The sequence below is a fragment of the Modestobacter altitudinis genome, assembly GCF_005930475.1.
GTDB lineage: Bacteria > Actinomycetota > Actinomycetes > Mycobacteriales > Geodermatophilaceae > Modestobacter > Modestobacter altitudinis.
The window spans coordinates 51,266-69,961 of sequence record NZ_SJEW01000023.1; the positions used below are offsets into that span (position 1 = coordinate 51,266).

At 75.1% G+C, this 18,696-nt stretch carries 12 protein-coding genes; 10 read left to right on the forward strand and 2 right to left on the reverse strand.

Features of this window, described 5'->3' with window-relative positions; all coding sequences use genetic code 11:
• Nucleotides 1–10: 10 nt before the first annotated feature.
• The 3 genes from FHL79_RS10935 to FHL79_RS10945 all read left to right on the forward strand — a co-directional run bounded on the left by FHL79_RS10935 (nucleotide 11) and on the right by FHL79_RS10945 (nucleotide 7,098).
• Nucleotides 11–4,510 carry a PKD domain-containing protein gene (locus FHL79_RS10935; RefSeq protein ID WP_138758630.1) on the forward strand — a complete coding sequence of 1,500 codons (4,500 nt, stop codon included), beginning with the start codon at nucleotides 11–13 and terminating at the stop codon, nucleotides 4,508–4,510.
• A 105-nt stretch (nucleotides 4,511–4,615) separates the two neighbouring features.
• Nucleotides 4,616–5,872 (forward strand): MATE family efflux transporter, encoded by a 1,257-nt coding sequence (locus tag FHL79_RS10940; RefSeq protein ID WP_138758631.1) that lies wholly within the window; start codon nucleotides 4,616–4,618, stop codon nucleotides 5,870–5,872.
• Nucleotides 5,869–7,098, forward strand: coding sequence for an O-antigen ligase family protein (locus tag FHL79_RS10945; protein ID WP_138758632.1), 1,230 nt, complete (start codon nucleotides 5,869–5,871; stop codon nucleotides 7,096–7,098). Before FHL79_RS10940 ends, FHL79_RS10945 begins: the two co-directional genes overlap by 4 nt.
• A 201-nt stretch (nucleotides 7,099–7,299) precedes the next feature.
• Here the strand turns inward: FHL79_RS10945 and FHL79_RS10950 are convergent, their stop codons facing one another.
• A complete protein-coding gene (locus tag FHL79_RS10950; protein WP_138758633.1) occupies nucleotides 7,300–8,508 on the reverse strand; it encodes a YveK family protein in 1,209 nt (402 codons plus the stop codon).
• A gap of 346 nt (nucleotides 8,509–8,854) precedes the next feature.
• Here FHL79_RS10950 and FHL79_RS10955 point away from each other — a divergent pair, with 346 nt between their 5' ends.
• From FHL79_RS10955 to FHL79_RS10970, 4 genes are all read left to right on the forward strand, one after another.
• Nucleotides 8,855–9,340: an FAD synthase family protein gene (locus FHL79_RS10955; protein WP_138758634.1), complete on the forward strand. Its 486-nt coding sequence runs from the start codon at nucleotides 8,855–8,857 to the stop codon at nucleotides 9,338–9,340.
• A 138-nt stretch (nucleotides 9,341–9,478) separates the two neighbouring features.
• A complete protein-coding gene (gene mfd / locus FHL79_RS10960; protein WP_218938423.1) occupies nucleotides 9,479–13,024 on the forward strand; it encodes a transcription-repair coupling factor in 3,546 nt (1,181 codons plus the stop codon).
• Between the two features lie 110 nt (nucleotides 13,025–13,134).
• Nucleotides 13,135–14,142 (forward strand): SurA N-terminal domain-containing protein, encoded by a 1,008-nt coding sequence (locus FHL79_RS25080; protein WP_171058114.1) that lies wholly within the window; start codon nucleotides 13,135–13,137, stop codon nucleotides 14,140–14,142.
• A gap of 4 nt (nucleotides 14,143–14,146) precedes the next feature.
• Nucleotides 14,147–15,070 (forward strand): nucleoside triphosphate pyrophosphohydrolase, encoded by a 924-nt coding sequence (locus FHL79_RS10970; protein ID WP_138758635.1) that lies wholly within the window; start codon nucleotides 14,147–14,149, stop codon nucleotides 15,068–15,070.
• A 14-nt stretch (nucleotides 15,071–15,084) separates the two neighbouring features.
• On the opposite strand, the gene FHL79_RS10975 is transcribed toward FHL79_RS10970, so the two are convergent.
• Nucleotides 15,085–16,056 carry a DUF3592 domain-containing protein gene (locus FHL79_RS10975; RefSeq protein WP_138758636.1) on the reverse strand — a complete coding sequence of 324 codons (972 nt, stop codon included), beginning with the start codon at nucleotides 16,054–16,056 and terminating at the stop codon, nucleotides 15,085–15,087.
• Between the two features lie 102 nt (nucleotides 16,057–16,158).
• On the opposite strand from FHL79_RS10975, the gene eno reads away from it, so the two are divergent.
• The 3 genes from eno to FHL79_RS10990 form a co-directional block, all read left to right on the forward strand.
• A complete protein-coding gene (eno, locus tag FHL79_RS10980) occupies nucleotides 16,159–17,442 on the forward strand; it encodes a phosphopyruvate hydratase (protein ID WP_138758637.1) in 1,284 nt (427 codons plus the stop codon).
• Nucleotides 17,443–17,525: 83 nt separating this feature from the next.
• Nucleotides 17,526–18,053 (forward strand): FtsB family cell division protein, encoded by a 528-nt coding sequence (locus FHL79_RS10985; protein ID WP_246080633.1) that lies wholly within the window; start codon nucleotides 17,526–17,528, stop codon nucleotides 18,051–18,053.
• Nucleotides 18,054–18,174: 121 nt separating this feature from the next.
• A partial coding sequence (locus tag FHL79_RS10990; protein ID WP_138758638.1) for a DUF501 domain-containing protein occupies nucleotides 18,175–18,696 on the forward strand: 522 nt, incomplete at its 3' end.

Below are 18,696 nucleotides of genomic sequence, written 5' to 3' on the forward strand. Positions count from 1 at the left end.
GGACACGAGCATGAGGGCAAGGACGGCGACCATCGCCGCACGGACCACCGCGGGTGTGGTGGGACTGGCGCTGGCGATCGGCGTGCTGGGCGCAGCGGCACCGGCGGCACGCGCCGACTCCGCGCCGGTGGACCCCACCAGCAGCGCGACCCCGAGCACGGTCACCGCGGACGCGCTGCCCACCGTGCAGATCAACGGTGTGGCCTGGGCCCAGGTCGTGGTGGGCAACACCGTCTACGTCGCCGGCAAGTTCACCTCCGCCCGGCCGGCCGGCGCCGCCGCCGGGACGCAGGAGACCGTCCGCAACAACATGCTCGCGTACGACGTCCGCACCGGTGCGCTGATCACCTCCTTCGCGCCGGACCTGAACGCCCAGGCGCTGGCCGTCGCGGCCTCGCCCGACGGCAGCCGGGTCTACGTGGCCGGGGACTTCACCACGGCCAACGGCCAGACCCGCAAGCGCGTCGCGGCCTACGACACCGCCACCGGCCAGCTCGTCGCCGACTTCAAGCCGAGCGTGACCGGCCAGGTCCGGGCGCTCGCGGTCACCGGTTCCGCGGTCTACCTGGGCGGCAGCATCAGCGCCGTCGGCTCGACCAGCCGCACGTCGCTGGCTGCCGTCTCGCCGTCCGGTGCCCTGCTCCCGTGGGCGCCGGTCGCCGGCGCCGCAGCGACCGGCGGCAGCAATGAGGTCCTCGCCCTGGTGGCCACCAACGGCGGCGCGCAGGTCGTGGCCTCGGGCCGGTTCGCCAGCCTCAACGGCGTCGCGGCCACCGGTGTCGGCGCGCTGGACGCGGCCAGCGGCGCGACGAGGCCGTTCGCGGTCAACAAGATCGTCACCAACCAGGGGACGAACTCCGCCATCTGGAACCTGTCCACCGACGGGACGACGGTCTTCGGCAGCGGCTACGACTACTCCGGTCCGGGCAACCTCGAAGGGACCTTCGCCGCGAAGGCCGACGGCGGCTCGCTCGTCTCGGTGGCCTACTGCCGCGGCGACAACTACTCCAGCTACGCCACCGGTGGCGTGGTCTACATCGCCTCCCACATGCACGACTGCTCCTACGTCGGTGGCTACGCCGACATCGGGCAGTACAAGCGGGCGACCGCCTTCACCGTGGCCGCCACCCGCACGGTCACCGGGAACACCTTCCGGAACACCAACTGGAAGGGCCAGCCCGCCAGCTCGCTGCTCGACTGGTTCCCGACCATCCCGGCCGGCACCTACACCGGGCAGAACCAGGGCTCCTGGAGCGTCGCCGGCAACGGCCAGTACGTCGTCTACGGCGGCGAGTTCCCCTCGGTGAACGGCGCCAAGCAGCAGGGCCTGGTCCGCTTCGCCACCACCGCGATCGCCCCGAACAAGATCGGCCCGGACGCCGCGCTGCTCAAGCCCACGGCGACCGCCGTCGGTGCCGGCGCGGTGCGGGTCGCCTGGACGGCCACCGCCGACCAGGACAACGAGAACCTGACCTACCGCGTCTACCGCGACGGTGCGACCACCCCGTTCTACGAGACCACGCAGGCCTCCACCTGGTGGAACACCCCGGCCATGGCGGTCGGTGACACCGGCCTGTCCGCCGGCACGCACACCTACCGGCTGACGGTCACCGACCCGACCGGGAACGTCGCCAAGCCCGCGGTGGTCTCCGTCGCCCTCGCCACCGGCGGTGCGGCCCGGCCCTACGCCGACGTCGTCCGGGCCGACGGCGCGACCGACCTCTGGTCGCTGGGGGAGACCTCGGGCACGACCGCCTTCGACCTCGAGGGCCCGACCGACATGACCACCGGCACCGCGGTCACCCGCGGCGCCGCCGGCGCCCTGACCGGTGACGCCGACACCGCCTACACCCTGTCCAACAGCACGTCGTCCTTCGCGTCGACGCGCACCGCGGTGCCCGGCCCGCAGACCTTCTCGGTCGAGGCCTGGTTCAAGACGACCTCCACGACCGGCGGCCGCATCCTCGGCTTCGGCAGCGCCTCGACCGGGTCGAGCGGCTCCTACGACCGGATGGCGTACCTGGACGGCAACGGCCGGGTGGTCTTCGGCGTCTACGACGGCACGACGAAGACCGTCACCAGCCCCACCGCCTACAACGACGGCCGCTGGCACCAGGTCACCGGCACGCTGAGCTCCAGCGGTCTGGTCCTGTACGTCGACGGCAAGCAGGTCGCCGCCCGCACCGACGCCGTCTCCGCCGAGGCGTTCACCGGCTACTGGCGGATCGGGTACGACAACGTCTGGGCCGGGTCCACCACCTTCACCGGCTCGATCGACGAGGTCGCTGTCTACCCGACCGCGCTGACCGCGGCCCAGGTCGCCAGCCACGTCGCCGTCGCCACCACGGGCTCCGCCCGCAACCAGGCGCCGAACGCTGCGTTCACCTCGACCGCGACCTTCCTCGACGCCGGCTTCGACGCCCGCGGCTCCAGCGACACCGACGGCACCGTCGCCGGCTACGCCTGGGACTTCGGCGACGGCGCCACCGGCACCGGCCCGACCGCGACGCACGGCTACCGGACCGCCGGCACCTTCGCGGTGACGCTCACCGTGACCGACGACGACGGCGCCACGGCGAGGAAGACCGCGTCGGTCACGGTCGTCGCACCGCCGGCCAACGTCGCGCCGACCGCCGCCTTCACCGCGGTGTCCGGCGGCGCCACCGGGTCGTTCGACGCCACGGCATCCGCCGACACCGACGGCACGATCACCGGGTACCGCTGGGCCTTCGGCGACGGAGCCACCGGCACCGGGGTCACCGCGTCGCACGACTACGCCCAGGACGGCACCTACCCCGTCACCCTGACGGTCACCGACGACGACGGCGCGACCACCAGCACCACGCAGCAGGTCACCATCGTGGCCACCGTGCTGGCGGCCGACCGCTTCGGTCGGACGGTGACCGGCGGGCTGGGCACGGCCGACACCGGCGGTGCCTGGACCTCCGCAGCGGGTGCTGCCCGCCAGTCGGTGGCCGCGGGCACGGCGACGTTCGCCCTGACCAAGGGCACCAACACCGGCTCCTACCTGGGCACGGTGTCGGCCACCAGCTCCGACGTGCAGGCCGCGTTCTCGCTGGCCTCGGTGCCGACCGGCGGTGGCGCGTTCGTCTACGTCACCGCTCGCCAGGTCGCGCTGAACACCTCCTACTCCGCGCAGGTCCGGGTGCTGGCCGACGGCTCGGTCGGGGTGTCCCTGGTCCGCTTCGCCGGCACCACCGACGCCGTGCTCATCGGCAAGGAGGTCGTCGTGAAGGGCCTGGCCTACACCGCCGGCACCGTGCTCCGGGTCGACGTCCAGGCCGCCGGCACCGCGCCGACCAGCCTCTCGGCCACGGTCTGGGCGGACGGCACGACCCGGCCGACCACTGCGACGGTCACCGCCACGGACACCACCGCGGTGCTGCAGGCGCCCGGTGCGGTGGGTCTGCTCGGGTACCTCTCCGGCAGTGCGACCAGGCCGGTCGCCGTCCGGCTGACCTCGTTCGACGCCGTCCCGGTCGGCGGCACGCCGGCTCCCACGGCGCCGACCGCCCCGACGACGCCGACCACCCCGACCGTCCCCGTGCCGCCGGTGACCCCGGCGAACACGGCCCCGACGGCCGCCTTCACCGCCGCCACGGACGCCCTGTCGGTCACCGTCGACGGCTCGGGCTCCACGGACGCCGACGGCGCCGTGGCCGCCCACGCCTGGGACTTCGGTGACCAGGGCACCGGCACCGGCGCCACCGCGTCGCACACCTACGCCGCCGCCGGCAGCTACACCGTGACGCTGACGGTGACCGACGACGACGGCGCCACCGCCCGCACCCAGCGGACGGTGACCGTCACCGCCCCGGTCACCCCGGTCACCCCGGCCGAGCCGGCGGAGGTCATCGCCGCCGACGCCTTCGACCGGACCGTCGCCGGTGGTCTGGGCACGGCGCAGGACGGGAGCAGCTGGACCGCCAGCGCCGGCGCCGCGCGGCAGTCGGTGTCGGCAGGCACCGCGACGTTCGCGCTGACCAAGGGCACCAACACCGGGTCCTACCTCAGCGGGGTCGCGGAGAGCAGCGTGGACGTGCAGACGGCGCTCTCGCTGTCCGCCGTGCCGACCGGCGGCGGGGCCACGGTCTACGTGGGTGCCCGCCGGGTGGACACCAACGTGGCCTACCAGGGCCGGGTGCGCTTCCTCGCCGACGGCACGGTGGGCGTCGCGCTGGTCAAGCAGGCCGGTACCAGCGACGACGTGCTCATCGGCAAGGAGGTCGTGCTCAAGGGCCTGACCTACACGCCCGGCACCGTGCTCAACGTGCGGGTCATCGCCACGGGCACCGGCGCCACGCAGCTGTCGGCGACGGTGTGGGCGGCCGGCACGACCGAGCCGACCACGCCGACGGTGACCGGGGCCGACACGACCGCCACCCTCCAGGCGGCGGGCTCGGTCGGGCTGACCGCCTACCTGTCGGGCAGCGCCACCTCGTCGGTGGACGTGCGGTTCAGCGAGATCACCGTCACGCCGGTCGCGTGAGCCGACCGCGGGGCCGCGCCGGACGCGGCCCCGCGGGACCCCATTTCGGGTGACGCCCGGTGTCGCAGCAGCGGCACCGGGCGTTCGCGCGGGGAGGATCAGCACGTGACCGGAGTGGTGCGCCTGCTGCGGCGTCCGGCCACCGGCGCCCTCGCCGGCCAGGTGACGTCCGCCCTGGCCGGCTTCGTGCTGCAGGTCGCCGCGGCCCGGGCGCTGGGCGTCGCAGGCCTGGCCACCTTCTCCCTCGCCTACGGCGCGATCGTGCTGGCCACCGCCGTGTGCAGCGGCCTGGTCGGCGACTCGCTCACCGTCCTGGACCGCCACGAACCGCGGGTCCGGGCCGGGCTGCACGTGAGCACGGCGCTGGTCTCCGGCGTCGCCGGGCTGGCCGGCTGCGTGCTGGGCGTGGCCACCGGCGTCCTCCCGGCCTGGGCCGGGCTGTTGCTCGGTGCCGCGACGGCGGCCTTCGTGCTCGAGGACACCCTGCGCCGGCTGCTGATGGCCGCCGGCCGGTTCTGGTCGTTGCCCGCCGTCGACGTCACCAGCCTGGTCGTGGCCCTCGGGACCCTGCTGGTCGCCGCCCGCGCCGGGGGGCTGGAGCTCTCGTCGTTCGTCGTCGCCCTGCTGGCGGGGCAGACCGCTGCCGCCGTCGTCGCCTGGGTGCTGCTGCCCGCGGCCGAGCGGCCGCGGGGTCCGTGGCGGGACCCGGCGCTGGGCACGGTGTTCGCCTTCGGCAGCTGGCGTGCTGCCGCACAGACGGTCCGGCCGGCGCTGCTGACGGTGCTGCGGCTGCTCGTCGTCGCCGTCGCCGGCGCGGCCGCCTACGGCCCGCTCGAGGCCGCGCGGGTCTACACCGCGCCGACCCTGGTGCTCGTCGCCGGCCTGGGCACCTTCCTGCTGCCGCACTTCGTCTCGCTGCGCCCGCAGGGGCCGGCCGCCGGGCTGCGGGCCGCCGACCGGGCCGCGGCGGGTCTGGCCCTCGCCGTCGGCGTCGTCGGCCTGCTCGCCGTCCTGGCGCTGCCCTGGGCGGGTCCGCTGCTCACCGGCGGCGACTACCCGGTGCCGGCCGAGGCGGTGGCCGGCTGGTCGGTCTACGCCGTCGCCAGCGCCGTCCTGCTGCCCTACTCGGGGCTCGCGTCGGTGCACGGGGCGCAGCGCCGGGTGCTGGTGCTGCGTGCCTTCGAGTTCGCCTCGCTGGCCGCGGTCGCGCTGCTGCTGGCCGTCGACGGCGGGGTGCCGTGGACGCCGCTGGCGCTGACGCTCGGGCCGGTGCTGGCCGCCGTGGCCGTCCGGCGCTCGGTGCTGCTGCCGATGGCGCGCAGCACGGCCGGGTCGGTCGTCCGTGAGCCGGCCGTCGCGTGACCGCGGCACCGGTCGTCGCCACCGGCCGCCCGGCCGGCCGGCGGAGCAGCCCGTGGGTCCTCCAGCTGGCGACGCTGCTCATGGTGCTCGGGGCGGTCGACTGGCGCCGCGGTGCCTACTTCGCCGGCTCGGTGGACCCGGTCGTGCTCAGCAAGGCACTGGTCGCCGGGCTCGGACTGCTGCTGGCCTTCGGGCTGGCCTCCGCCCGGCGCAGCCACCGGCTGGGCACGCTGTCGGTGTGGTGGCTGGCGATCGTGCTGGGCAGCTCCGTCTGGGGTGCGCTGACCGCGGGGAAGCTGCTCGGGGGCGGGGTGATGGCCGTCCGGGTGGCCGTGCTGGGCGCCACCGTGTTCTTCCTGCTCCGGGCGGCACCCTCGCTGGAGGTGCTGCGCCGGACGGCCTGGGCGTGCGGTGCCATCGCCGTGCTCGCCTCGCTGACCGGCCTGCCCGAGATGACCGACGGCCGGCTGGCCGGCGGTCTGCCGGCGATGGACCCCAACGCGCTGGCGTTGCTGGCCGGCATCCCGCTGGTCCTCCTGGCCTGGCGGACGGTGCTCGGTGAGGCGAGCTGGGCGATCGCGGTCGGGGGTTGCTACTTCCTCGCCGTGCTGTGGCTCACCGGGTCGCGCACGGCCCTGCTCATGCTGCTGGTCGGCGTCGCCGCGATGGCGGTGCAGGTCCGCCGGCCCCGGGTCGGCCTGGTCGTCGGTGCGCTGGTGCTCGGTGCGCTCGGCACGATCGGCGCTGTCGCCACCGGTGTGCTCTCCGGCTTCGCGGAGCGCGGTGGGGACGGCACCAGCACCCTGGGCTCACGCTTCATCGCCTGGCGGGCCGCCCTGACCTGGGCCGACTCCACCTGGCAGACCGTCTTCGGCGGCGGCCTCAACATCAAGATCATCCCCGTGACGGGTCAGTACTGGAAGACCCAGCCGTTGGACAGCAGCTGGGCGTCGCTGCTGGTGCAGACCGGCGTCCTCGGCCTGCTGGTCGCCGCCGGTTGGGTGTGCTGGGTGGCCCGCGGCGCGCTGCGCGCCCCGTACCCGCACCGGGTCCTCTTCGTCGGGCTCTGGGTCTTCCTGGTGGGTCGCAGCCTGCTGGAGAGCGGGTTGTTCGACGCCAGCCCGGCCTTCCTGGTCTTCCTCTCCGTGTCGCTGCTGGCCGAGGGCGCCTCCCGCCAGCGGCTGCGGGACGAGCTCGCCGACGGTTCCCCCGCACCCCAGCGCTGACCCGTCGGCGTCCGGCCGCGAACGGGCACAGGGAACTCTGCTCCCGGTCCGGAGCGCTGGACCGGGGTGCAGAGCGCCCTGTGCCTGAGCCGGCTGCGCGGGTCGCGCACCGTCGCCGGGCCCTGTCCCGCACCCCCTCCCGGACGCAGCACAGCCCGGACGGTCAGCGGACCGTCCGGGCTGTGGTGGGGGAGCGGTGGGTCAGGGGCGCGAGGTCGGGAGCGGGTCCCGCGGTGCCGGCGTCCGCGCGCGGAGCAGCTGGGCCGGCATGCTCACCGGAACCGGCTGGGGAGCGGACTGCGGGACCGTCGCGGCTCGACCGGACCGACGCCGCGAGGCGGACTGCAGCACCACCGAGAGGACCCGGACGCCGGCGGCGTCCAGGATCGAGCGCAGCTCGTGCAGGTCGGCGCGGTCGGTCCGGCCGGGTTCGACGACGAGGACGACGCCGGCGTGGTCCTGGGTGGTCCGCCGCCACTCGCGCAGCGAGGCCAGCGGCTGACCGACCCAGAACTGGACGCCCACCCGCCCGGGGGCGTCGGCGAGCGGCGACGGAGCGGAGCCGAGCACCTCGACCGGCACCTCCCACGCGGTCAGCTCCGCGGCGACCTGGTCGACGACCGTGGCGGCAGCGGCCGGGTCGTCGTCGGCGGGGGAGAGCGCGACCACCCGGACCAGCTGCTGCTCGGCCATCGGCTCGAGCTGCCGGGCGAGCGAGGTGGTGGGCCGGAGCGCCCGGAGCGCCCGGCCGGCCGGCGCGGCGTGCACGACCAGCTGCTCGGCGCCGGCGCCCCAGGCGGCCCGGACGTCGTCCACGCCGTGCACCCGGGTGTCCAGCCGGCTGCGGACGACGGCGGCCGCGGCACCGAGCGCCAGGCCGACGACGAGCCCCAGCGGCAGCAGCAGCGCCGGCAGCGGGGCGACCGGGGAGGTCGGCACGGTCGCCGGGTTGGTGACGGTCAGGCTGACCGGGGAGGCGCCGTCCCCGGGCTGCTCCAGCTCCTCCACCGCGGTCCCGAAGCGCTCGGCGACGGCGTTGGCGATCTGCGCGGCCCGGTCGGCGTCGTGGTCGGTGACGGCGATCTCGATCTGCGAGGTGTCCGCCGGGTTGGTCGCGCTGACCTGCTTGCGGAGGTCGGAGAAGGAGTCGGACAACCCCAGCTCGTCCATCACCGGGGCGAGGACGGTCCGGCTGTCCGCCACCGGCGGGTAGCTGGTCACCCGCTGGTTCACGAACTGCGAGCCACTGGTGCTGTCGTCGACGCTGGCGACGAAGACCTGGGCCGTCGCCTCGTAGGTCGGCGGGGCGACCAGCACGATGCCGAGCGCGACCAGCAGACCGGCCAGGGCCACCCCCAGCCACGTCGTCCAGTACCGGCGCAGGGCCACCCCGTAGTCCTGCAGTTCCATGTCGCCGTCTCCCTGTCCACACCTGTCGGGCACGAGGCGGCACGCGGGCGCAGCGCCCGCGCGTCCTGGTCCTCTACGTGGAGGCTAGGGCCCTGACCAGGCCGGATGCGGGTCCCGACCGGGTGGCTCACCCGATGGGGAGGGGCCGGTGCCGCCCGCTCGCGGTACCGGTCGGGGCCGTTGCCCACCGATCAGGTCGTGCGTCCCGCCCCATCGGGTGAACGTGCCCGCTCTGGCTCACGCTCGGTCACCGGATCCGCTTAGCGTGGCCCTGCGAGTCCGGCCGGACGGCGATGTCCGCCCGGTCCAGTCACGGAGCGTGTCGGTCAGTCGAGGAGAGTGCACGATGTCCAGGTCCACCACAGGCAGCGCCGTCCGGCCCGTCGTCGGCTACGCGCCGGGCGCGTACGACCTCTTCCACGTCGGCCACCTGAACGTCCTCAAGCACGCCGCGGCGCACTGCGACCGGCTGGTCGTCGGGGTGGTCTCCGACGAGGTGCTGCTGCAGACCAAGGGCCGGCTGCCGGTCGTGCCGCTGGTCGAGCGCATGGAGATCGTCCGCAACCTGCGCTTCGTCGACGACGTGCACGCCGAGGTCGTCCCGGAGAAGATCGACACCTGGCGGGAGGTCCGGTTCGACGTCCTCTTCAAGGGCGACGACTGGCGGGGCACCGCCAAGGGCGACAAGCTCGAGCGCGACTTCGCCGCCGTTGGCGTGGAGGTCCGGTACTTCCCGTACACGATGCACACCTCGAGCACGATCCTGCGCAAGGCCCTGGCGGCCATCACCGCCGAGCAGCCCGCTGCCCGGGCCCACGCGCTCAGCTCCTGACCCGACCCCGCTGCAGGGGCCCGCTGCGGGCCGGTGAGCAACGGGGGCACGGGGGTCCGGCGGCGACTAACCTGGAGGGGTGGCCCCCGCGCGCATCCGGCGCGTCGTGCGTGGCCCCCAGAAGCAGGAGTGACCTCCGTGAGCTTGCGCGGCGTGCTCGACGTCGTCCTGACCGACCCCGGCATGGCCCAGGTGGTCGCCCAGGCCGGCGCCGCCGAGCTGGCCGTCACCGCCGCGCCGCCGGTCCAGCCGCTGGTCGCCGCGGCACTGGCCGCGCGGCAGTCCGGCGCCGGCGTGCCCGTGCTGGTGGTCACGGCCGGCGAGCGGGACGCCGACGCGGTGGCCGCTGTGCTCCGCTGCCTGGTCCCCGACCAGCGGGTCGAGGTCTTCCCGGCGTGGGAGACCCTGCCGCACGAGCGGCTCAGCCCGCGGGCGGACACCGTCGGCCGGCGGCTGGCCGTGCTGCGCGACCTCACCCACCCCGAGCAGGGGCAGGCGGTCGACGTCGTCGTCGCGCCGGTGCGCAGCGTGCTGCAGCCGCTGGCACCCGGCCTCGGCGACCTGGTGCCGGTGGAGCTCGCGCCCGGCCGGTCCGCGGACCTCGAGGACGTCGCCCGGGCACTGGCCGAAGCCGCCTACACCCGGGTCGAGCTGGTGGAGAAGCGGGGCGAGTTCGCCGTCCGCGGTGGGCTGCTCGACGTCTTCCCGCCCACCGAGCCGCACCCGGTGCGAGTGGAGTTCTGGGGCGACGAGGTCGACGAGCTGCGCTACTTCTCCGCCGCAGACCAGCGGTCGCTCGACGAGCGGCCGGAGCGGCTGTGGGCACCGCCGTGCCGGGAGCTGCTGCTCACCGACGAGGTCCGGGCCCGCGCCACCCAGCTCGGCGTCGACCACCCGGAGCTGGCCGAGGTCACCGGCAAGCTCGCCGAGGGCATCGCCGTGGAGGGCATGGAGTCGCTGATCCCGGCCCTGATCGGAGGGCAGCAGATGCAGCTGCTCACCGACCTGGTGCCCCGCGGCACGCACGTGCTGGTCCTCGACCCCGAGCGGGTGCGCAGCCGCGCGGCCGACCTGGTGCGCACCGCCGAGGAGTTCCTCGCCGCGTCCTGGCAGACCGCAGCCGAGGCCGGCCAGGCGCCGATCGACCTGGGCGCGTCCTCCTTCCGCGACCTGGCGGACGTCGCCGACGCCGCCCGGGCCCGGGGCCTGCCGTGGTGGACCACCGGTGTGTTCACCCTGCTGCCGGACGACGACGCCACCCACCTGACCCTGGACGCGACCGGTGTGGAGAAGTTCCACGGCGACCAGGAGCGCGCCATCGATGCTCTGCGCAGCTGGGGCCGCGACGGCTGGCGGGTCGTGCTCACCTTCGCCGGCCCGGGTCCCGCGCAGCGCGCCGCCGACCAGCTCGGCGAGCACGACCTCGGTGCCCGGCTGGTGCCGGGCATCGAGGCAGCACCCGCGGCCGGGCCGACGCTGATCACCCAGGGCAACCTGGGGTCCGGCTTCGCCTTCCCCGGCGTCCGGCTGGCGCTGGTCACCGAGGGCGACCTCACCGGCCAGCGCGGCACCTCGATGAAGGACGCCACCAAGATGCCGGCCCGCCGCCGGAACGCCGTCGACCTGGTGCAGCTGCAGCCCGGGGACCTGGTGGTGCACGAGCAGCACGGCGTCGGCCGCTACGTGGAGATGGTCAGCCGCACCGTGCACGGCGGGCAGCGGGACTACCTGATCGTCGAGTACGCGCCGGGCAAGCGGAACCAGCCGCCGGACCGGCTGTTCGTGCCCACCGACTCCCTCGACCAGCTCACCCGCTACGTCGGCGGGGAGGCGCCTGCGCTGTCCAAGCTGGGCGGCGCGGACTGGCAGAAGACCAAGAACTCCGCGCGCAAGGCGGTCAAGCAGATCGCCGCCGAGCTGATCCGGCTGTACTCGGCGCGGATGGCCAGCAAGGGCCACGCCTTCGGCCCGGACACCGTCTGGCAGCGCGAGCTCGAGGACGCCTTCCCGTTCACCGAGACCCCCGACCAGCTGGCGGCGATCGACGAGGTCAAGGCCGACATGTCCCAGCCGGTGCCGATGGACCGGATCATCTGCGGCGACGTCGGCTACGGCAAGACCGAGATCGCCATCCGCGCGGCGTTCAAGGCGGTGCAGGACGGCAAGCAGGTCGGCGTCCTGGTGCCGACGACGCTGCTGGCCAACCAGCACTTCAAGACCTTCTCCGAGCGGATGGCGCAGTTCCCGGTGACGGTGGCGGTGTTGTCCCGCTTCCAGTCCACGACCGAGTCCGACGAGACGCTGCGCAAGCTCGCCGCCGGGGAGGTCGACATCCTGGTCGGCACCCACCGGCTGCTCCAGCCGACCACCCGGTTCAAGGACCTCGGGCTGGTCATCGTCGACGAGGAGCAGCGCTTCGGCGTCGAGCACAAGGAGTACCTGAAGACGATGCGGACGGCGGTCGACGTCCTGTCGATGTCGGCCACCCCGATCCCGCGCACCCTGGAGATGAGCCTCACCGGCATCCGCGAGATGTCGACGATCCTCACCCCGCCGGAGGAGCGGCACCCGGTGCTGACCTACGTCGGCGCCTGGGACGACAAGCAGATGGCCGCCGCGATCCGCCGCGAGCTGCTCCGCGACGGCCAGGTGTTCGTCATCCACAACCGCGTGCAGTCGATCGACAAGGCCGCGGCGAAGATCCGCAACCTGGTGCCCGAGGCCCGGGTGGCGGTCGGCCACGGGCAGATGAAGGAGCACGAGCTCGAGAAGATCATGGTCGGCTTCTGGGAGAAGGAGTACGACGTCCTGATCGCCACGACCATCGTCGAGTCGGGCCTGGACATCCCCAACGCCAACACCCTGATCGTCGACCGGGCCGACACCTTCGGCCTGTCCCAGCTGCACCAGATCCGCGGCCGGGTCGGCCGTGGCCGGGAGCGGGCCTACGCCTACTTCACCTACGACCCGTCGCGGCCGCTGACCGAGACCTCGGTCGACCGGCTCACCACGATCGCGCACAACACCGACCTCGGCGCCGGCATGGCGGTGGCGATGAAGGACCTGGAGATCCGCGGCTCGGGCAACCTGCTCGGCGGCGAGCAGTCCGGGCACATCGCCGGCGTCGGCTTCGACCTCTACGTCCGGCTGGTCGGCGAGGCGGTCAGCGACTACCGCGCTCAGGCGACCGGCGAGTCCCCGGCGGTCGAGCCGGCCGAGGTGCGGGTCGACCTCCCGGTCGACGCCCACCTGCCGCACGACTACGTGCCCGGCGAGCGGCTGCGGATGGAGGCCTACCGCAAGGTGGCCTCGGTCTCCGACGACGAGCAGGCGCAGGCGGTCCTCGACGAGCTGACCGACCGCTACGGCGCCCCGCCGGCGCCGGTGCTCAACCTGCTGGCGGTGGCCCGGTTCCGCGCGGCCATGCGGGCGCTGGGCGTCACCGAGATCTCGATGCAGGGCCGCAACATCCGGGTCGGTCCGGTGGAGCTGCGCGAGTCGCAGGTGATGAAGCTGTCCCGGCTCGCCGAGGGCGCCACCTACAAGGAGGCGGTGCGCACGGTGTCGCTCAAGGTCCCGACGGGCCCGGACCGCCGGACACCGCTGCGCGACGTCGCGCTGCTGGAGAAGCTGCACACCCTGCTGTCCGCCGTGCTGGAGCAGCAGGTCGCCGTCGCCTCCTGAGGCAGGACCCCCTGCCCCCCACCACTCGCACGCTCCCGGCGGGACCCTGCAGGGGGCCATACGGCGCGGGTCTGCGACGCGGGTCACACCTGTGTGGCACGCTCGCGGCCGTGTCCCGCCGTAGCGCCGTCGCCGTCCTGCTCGTGGGTGTCGCCGGGCTCGGCGGCCTGGCCGGCTGCCGCAACGCCCCGACGGTCGCCGCGTACGTGGGGGAGTCCCAGGTGACCGTCGCCGAGCTCGACGACGCCGTCGCGCAGCGGCTCGCCGTCCCCGACATCGCCACCTACGCCGGGGACGACGAGTCCGGCTTCACCCGCCAGGTGCTCAGCCTCCAGGTGGGCGAGGAGGTCTACGCCGCCGCCGCCCGCCGGTACGACGTGCAGGTCACCGACGCCGACGTCCAGGCGCGGATCGGCCAGCTGCTGGCCGGCAACGACCCCGCCCAGGTCTACGCCCAGGTCGCCCAGCAGCAGGGGGCCAGCGAGGAGGACGTCGTCGAGAACGTCCGCCAGCAGCTCGTCCGGCAGCAGATCGCGGTCGCCGCGGGCGAGGCCGACCTGTCCGAGACCGCGCTGCGCGACCGCTACGCGGCCGGCCAGCCGGCCCTGACGACCGTCGAGCTGGGCATCGTGACCGTGCCCGACCAGGCGACGGCCGATGCCGTGCTCGCCCAGCTGACCGCCGACCCGGCCGGCTATCCGGCGGTCGCGGCGCAGCACGCCGGGGACAACACGCTGCCCGACGTGCGCTCGTTCACCTCCGCCGACCTGCCCGACGTGCTGGCCCCCTCGATCGCCGCCACCCAGCCCGGCCAGGGCTTCACCCAGGCCGTTCCCGAGGTCGGCGGCGTGGTGGTCGGCCTGGTGCGGTCGGTCACGGTGCCCAGCTTCGAGGACGCGCGCGCCCAGCTCGCCGAGCAGGCCGCGTCCGAGGCCGACGACGCCGGCCTCACGCTGGTCACCGCGGTGCGCGAGGACCTCGACGTGACCGTGAACCCGCGGTACGGCGTGCTCGACGAGGGGCGGGTCGTCGCCGACGAGGGAGGCGTCGTGCGCCTGCTCGAGGACGGCGCCGCCGCGGGCGCCGTCGGCACCGGCCCGGGCGCTGCCGGAGACTGACCGGGTGCCCGTCGCGCTGCTCGTCACCGTCAGTCCCCGTCTGCCCGGCCTGCTGGCCCCCGCCGGCTGGCGGGCGATCAGCTCGGCCCCGGCCGTCCTCGCCCTCCCCGGCGCCGCGGCCACTGCCGAGGTGCTGCGCCGGGAGGGGATCGCGGTCACCGACGTCGCGGGTCCGGTCGAGGCAGCGGCGACGGCGTCCGACGTCCTCCTGCTGGCGACGCCGGAGGAGGCCGACGGCTCCCCGTGGCTGGACCGCGTGGACGGCGCCCCCGAGCCGTCCGGCGCCCGGTTGCTCGACGTCGTCTCCGTGATGGACCGGCTGCGCTCGCCGGGTGGCTGCCCGTGGGACGCCGAGCAGACCCATGCCTCGCTGCGCGGCTACCTGCTGGAGGAGGCGCACGAGGCCTACGACGCGATCGTCGACGAGGACCCGGTGGCGATGCGCGAGGAGCTCGGCGACGTCCTGCTGCAGGTCGCCTTCCACGCCCGGGTGGCGGCCGAGGCGGACCCGGAGCGGCGGTTCGACGTCGACGACGTCGCCGGGGACCTGGTCGACAAGCTGGTCCGGCGGCACCCGCACGTGTTCGGCGATGCCGGTCCGCGCGACGTGGCGCAGGTCGAGGCGGGCTGGGACGAGATCAAGCAGGCCGAGAAGCAGCGCCGGTCACCGACCGAGGGGGTCTCCCGCTCGCAGCCGGCCGCCTCCTGGGGCGCCGCGCTGGCCCGGCGGGCCGAGCGCGCCGGCCTGCCCACGCCGCCGCCCGGTGAGCTCTCGGTGGACAGTCCCGAGGCGCTCGGTGAACGCCTGTTCGGGGTGGTCGTGGCGGCGGCGCAGCGTGGCTGGGACGTCGAGGACGCGTTGCGGGGGGCCGTCCGCCGCTACGCCGGGGAGCTGGACGCCGCCGCCTACTCCCGCGCCTCGTCCTGAGGCAGCGGGGTACGTCAGGACCTGCCGGGGGCCCGAGGGTCGGAGCCCAGCAGCTGCGGCAGCCAGAACAGGACTCCCGCGGACAGGGCTGTCACGGCGAGGAAGCCCAGCGGCCCGCTGCCGTCGACGTAGGCCCACAGCAGACCCAGCACCGGTGCGAGGAAGGGCAGCACGCCGTCCGCCCGGGCCTGCCGGGCCAGCCCCACGTCGGTCGCCGCCGGGTCGACCGCGGCCTGGCGCAGCTCACCGCGCGGCTCGCGGTCGCGCACCCGCCCGGACGGCCAGACCTCGGCGTCCTCGACCACCGGCAGCACGAGCCGGTCCCGCGCCGGGTCGCCGCGCACCTCGATCCGGGCGCCGGGGGTCAGCCGGTCCAGCTCGGGGGCCCAGTGCACCGGCAGCCAGCGCAGCCCCGCCGTGGTGTCGATCTCCAGCCAGCTGCGCACCAGCAGCCCCCGCCGGACGACGACGTGCGTCGCGGTCGGCCGGAGCGCCGGGCGGGACCGCAGCCGGGGGCGCCCGAGCAGCCGGGCGGCGGTCAGCGCCGTGGCGGCCAGCAGCACGACCGGCACCGCGGCGAGGCCGAACACCACGTCGCTCACCGCCGCCGAGGCGGCGTCGCCGTCGGTGTGCACCCGGGCGGAGCCGGCGGCCGGTTCGTCGGGGTCGTAGGACACCGTCAGCCGGGCACCGACCGGCACGTCGAGCGCCCGCTCCAGCTCGATCACGCCGGTGCGCGGCGTCCCGTCCGCGTCGGTGAACGCGACACCGAGCCCGCGCCCGTCCGGCGCCGCCCCCACCGCCGTCACGGTCGCGGTCGCCGTCGCGGTGTCCGCGTCCAGCGGTGCCCGGACGTCCGCGAGCCGGACCGCGAACGCCGCCAGCAGCACCAGCCCGATCACGAGCAGCGGCACCAGGCCGAGGAGGAGCTGGCGCGCCGCCCGCCGGTGCGGGCGGGACGGCGGCGGGGAGGTCGGCGGCGTCATCGCGGCCATCGTCCCAGCTCGACCGAGGTGTCCTGCCGTCGTCCCCGGACGTTCACCGCCGCGGTGTCCCGCACCGCCGGTCCGGCTGGCTAGGCTGCCCCCGTGGCCAGCATCGACGCCGTAGGCGCGCGAGAGATCCTCGACTCGCGCGGAAACCCCACCGTGGAGGTCGAGGTCGCCCTCGACGACGGGACGATCACCCGGGCCGCCGTGCCCAGCGGCGCCTCGACCGGCGCCTTCGAGGCGGTGGAGCTGCGCGATGGCGGCGACCGCTACGACGGCAAGGGCGTGACCCAGGCCGTCGACGGCGTCCTCGACGTCATCGGCCCCGAGCTCGTCGGCTTCGAGGCCTCCGAGCAGCGGCTGCTCGACCAGCGGCTGATCGACCTCGACGGCACCCCCGACAAGTCCCGGCTCGGCGCGAACGCGATCCTCGGCGTGAGCCTCGCCGTCGCGAAGGCCGCCGCGGAGTCCGCGGGCCTGCCGCTGTTCCGCTACGTCGGCGGCCCGTCGGCGCACCTGCTCCCGGTGCCGATGCTGAACATCCTCAACGGTGGCGCCCACGCCGACAGCAACGTCGACGTGCAGGAGTTCATGATCGCCCCGATCGGCGCGGCGACCTTCGCCGAGGCGCTCGCGGTGGGCGCGGAGACCTACCACGCGCTGAAGTCGGTGCTGAAGAAGCGCGGGCTGTCCACCGGCCTGGGCGACGAGGGTGGCTTCGCCCCGTCGCTGCCCAGCAACCGGGACGCCCTGGACCTGATCGTGGAGGCCGTCGAGCAGGCCGGCTACACCCCCGGCACCGACGTCGCCTTCGCCCTCGACGTCGCCGCCACCGAGTTCCACAGCGAGGACGGATACGCCTTCGAGGGGACGACGCGCGACGCGGCGTACCTCACCGAGTACTACGCCGGCCTGGTGGACGCCTACCCGATCGTCTCGATCGAGGACCCGCTGTCGGAGGAGGACTGGGACGGCTGGGTGGCGCTGACCGAGACCCTGGGCGACCGGGTGCAGATCGTCGGCGACGACCTCTTCGTCACCAACCCCGCCCGGCTGGCCGACGGCATCGCCCGCGGCGCGGCCAACGCGCTGCTGGTGAAGGTCAACCAGATCGGCACGCTCACCGAGACGCTGGACGCGGTCACGCTGGCCCACCGGAGCGGCTACCGCTCGATGATGAGCCACCGCTCGGGCGAGACCGAGGACACCACGATCGCCGACCTGGCCGTCGCCCTGGACTGCGGGCAGATCAAGACCGGCGCCCCGGCCCGCAGCGAGCGGGTGGCCAAGTACAACCAGCTGCTCCGCATCGAGGAGGAGCTGGACGACGCCGCCCGCTACGCCGGCGCCGCCGCCTTCCCGCGGCTCGCCGCCCGCAGCTGACACCAGGTGAGCGAGCTCGCGAGCTCGCCCATGAGCACAGCAGCTCTGCGAAGGCAGTCGACGAGCGCCAGCGAGGAGGCGCAGTGAGCACGGCCCGCCCCCGTCGTGGCAGGCCCGGCGGCACCCGCCGCCGGGCCTCGTCAGGGCCGGTGCGGGCCGGCTCCCGCGGGTCGGCCGACAGCCGGCCGGGACGGCGGACCACCCGCAGTGCGGCCCGCAGCACGACCTCCCGCCGCGGCCCGCGCTTCACCGGCCGGGCCGTCCTGCTCGGCACCCTGGTGCTGCTGCTCGCGCTCACCCTGGCCGGCCCGTTGCGTCAGTACGTGGCCGGCCGCCAGGAGCTCGCCGAGCTCGCCGCCGAGCACGACGAGCTCACCCGCCGCGCCGCCGACCTGCAGGCGCAGCTGGACCGGCAGTCCGACCCGGCCTACATCGCCCAGCAGGCCCGCGAGCGGCTGACCTACGTGCTGCCCGGTGACCGGCTGGTCATCGTGGGCGACGCCGGCGACCCGGGTGACAGCGCCTCGCCGCCGACCGACGCCACCGACCCGGAGGCGCCGGTGCCCTGGTACGAGGGACTGCTCGGATCGGTCGCGGCCGCCGACGACTGAGGAAGGACCCCCTCGCCCCCCACCACTCGCAGGCTCGCGGTGGGGCCCTGCGAGGGGGCCGTTCCAGCAACTCACCTGGGGCCGTGCGCAGCCGCTCGGGTGCCTGCCGCAGACTCGTCGGGTGAGCAGCCCCGCCCCGCCCTCTCCGCCGGTCACGTCTGACGAGCGGGCCGTCATCGCCCGTCAGCTGGGCCGGCCGCCGCGCGCCCTGGTGGGGGTGGCGCACCGCTGCCCGTGCGGCCAGCCCGACGTCGTCGAGACCGCGCCGCGGCTGGAGGACGGCACGCCGTTCCCGACGTTGTACTACCTCACCTGCCCGCGGGCGACCGCCGCCGCCAGCCGGCTGGAGTCGGCCGGGCGGATGCGGGAGTGGCAGGACGAGCTGGCCACCGACCCGGAGCTGGCCGCGGGCTACCTGGCAGCGCACGAGTCCTACCTGGCCACCCGCGACGACCGCGACGTGCTGCCCACCCGGGCGACCGCCGGCGGCATGCCGGACCGGGTCAAGTGCCTGCACGCGCTGGCCGGGCACGCGCTCGCCGCCGGCCCGGGCGTCAACCCGATCGGCGACCGCGCGGTCGCCGAGATGGGGGAGTGGTGGGCCGCCGGCCCCTGCGCCGAGGCTCAGGGACCCGCCCAGCCC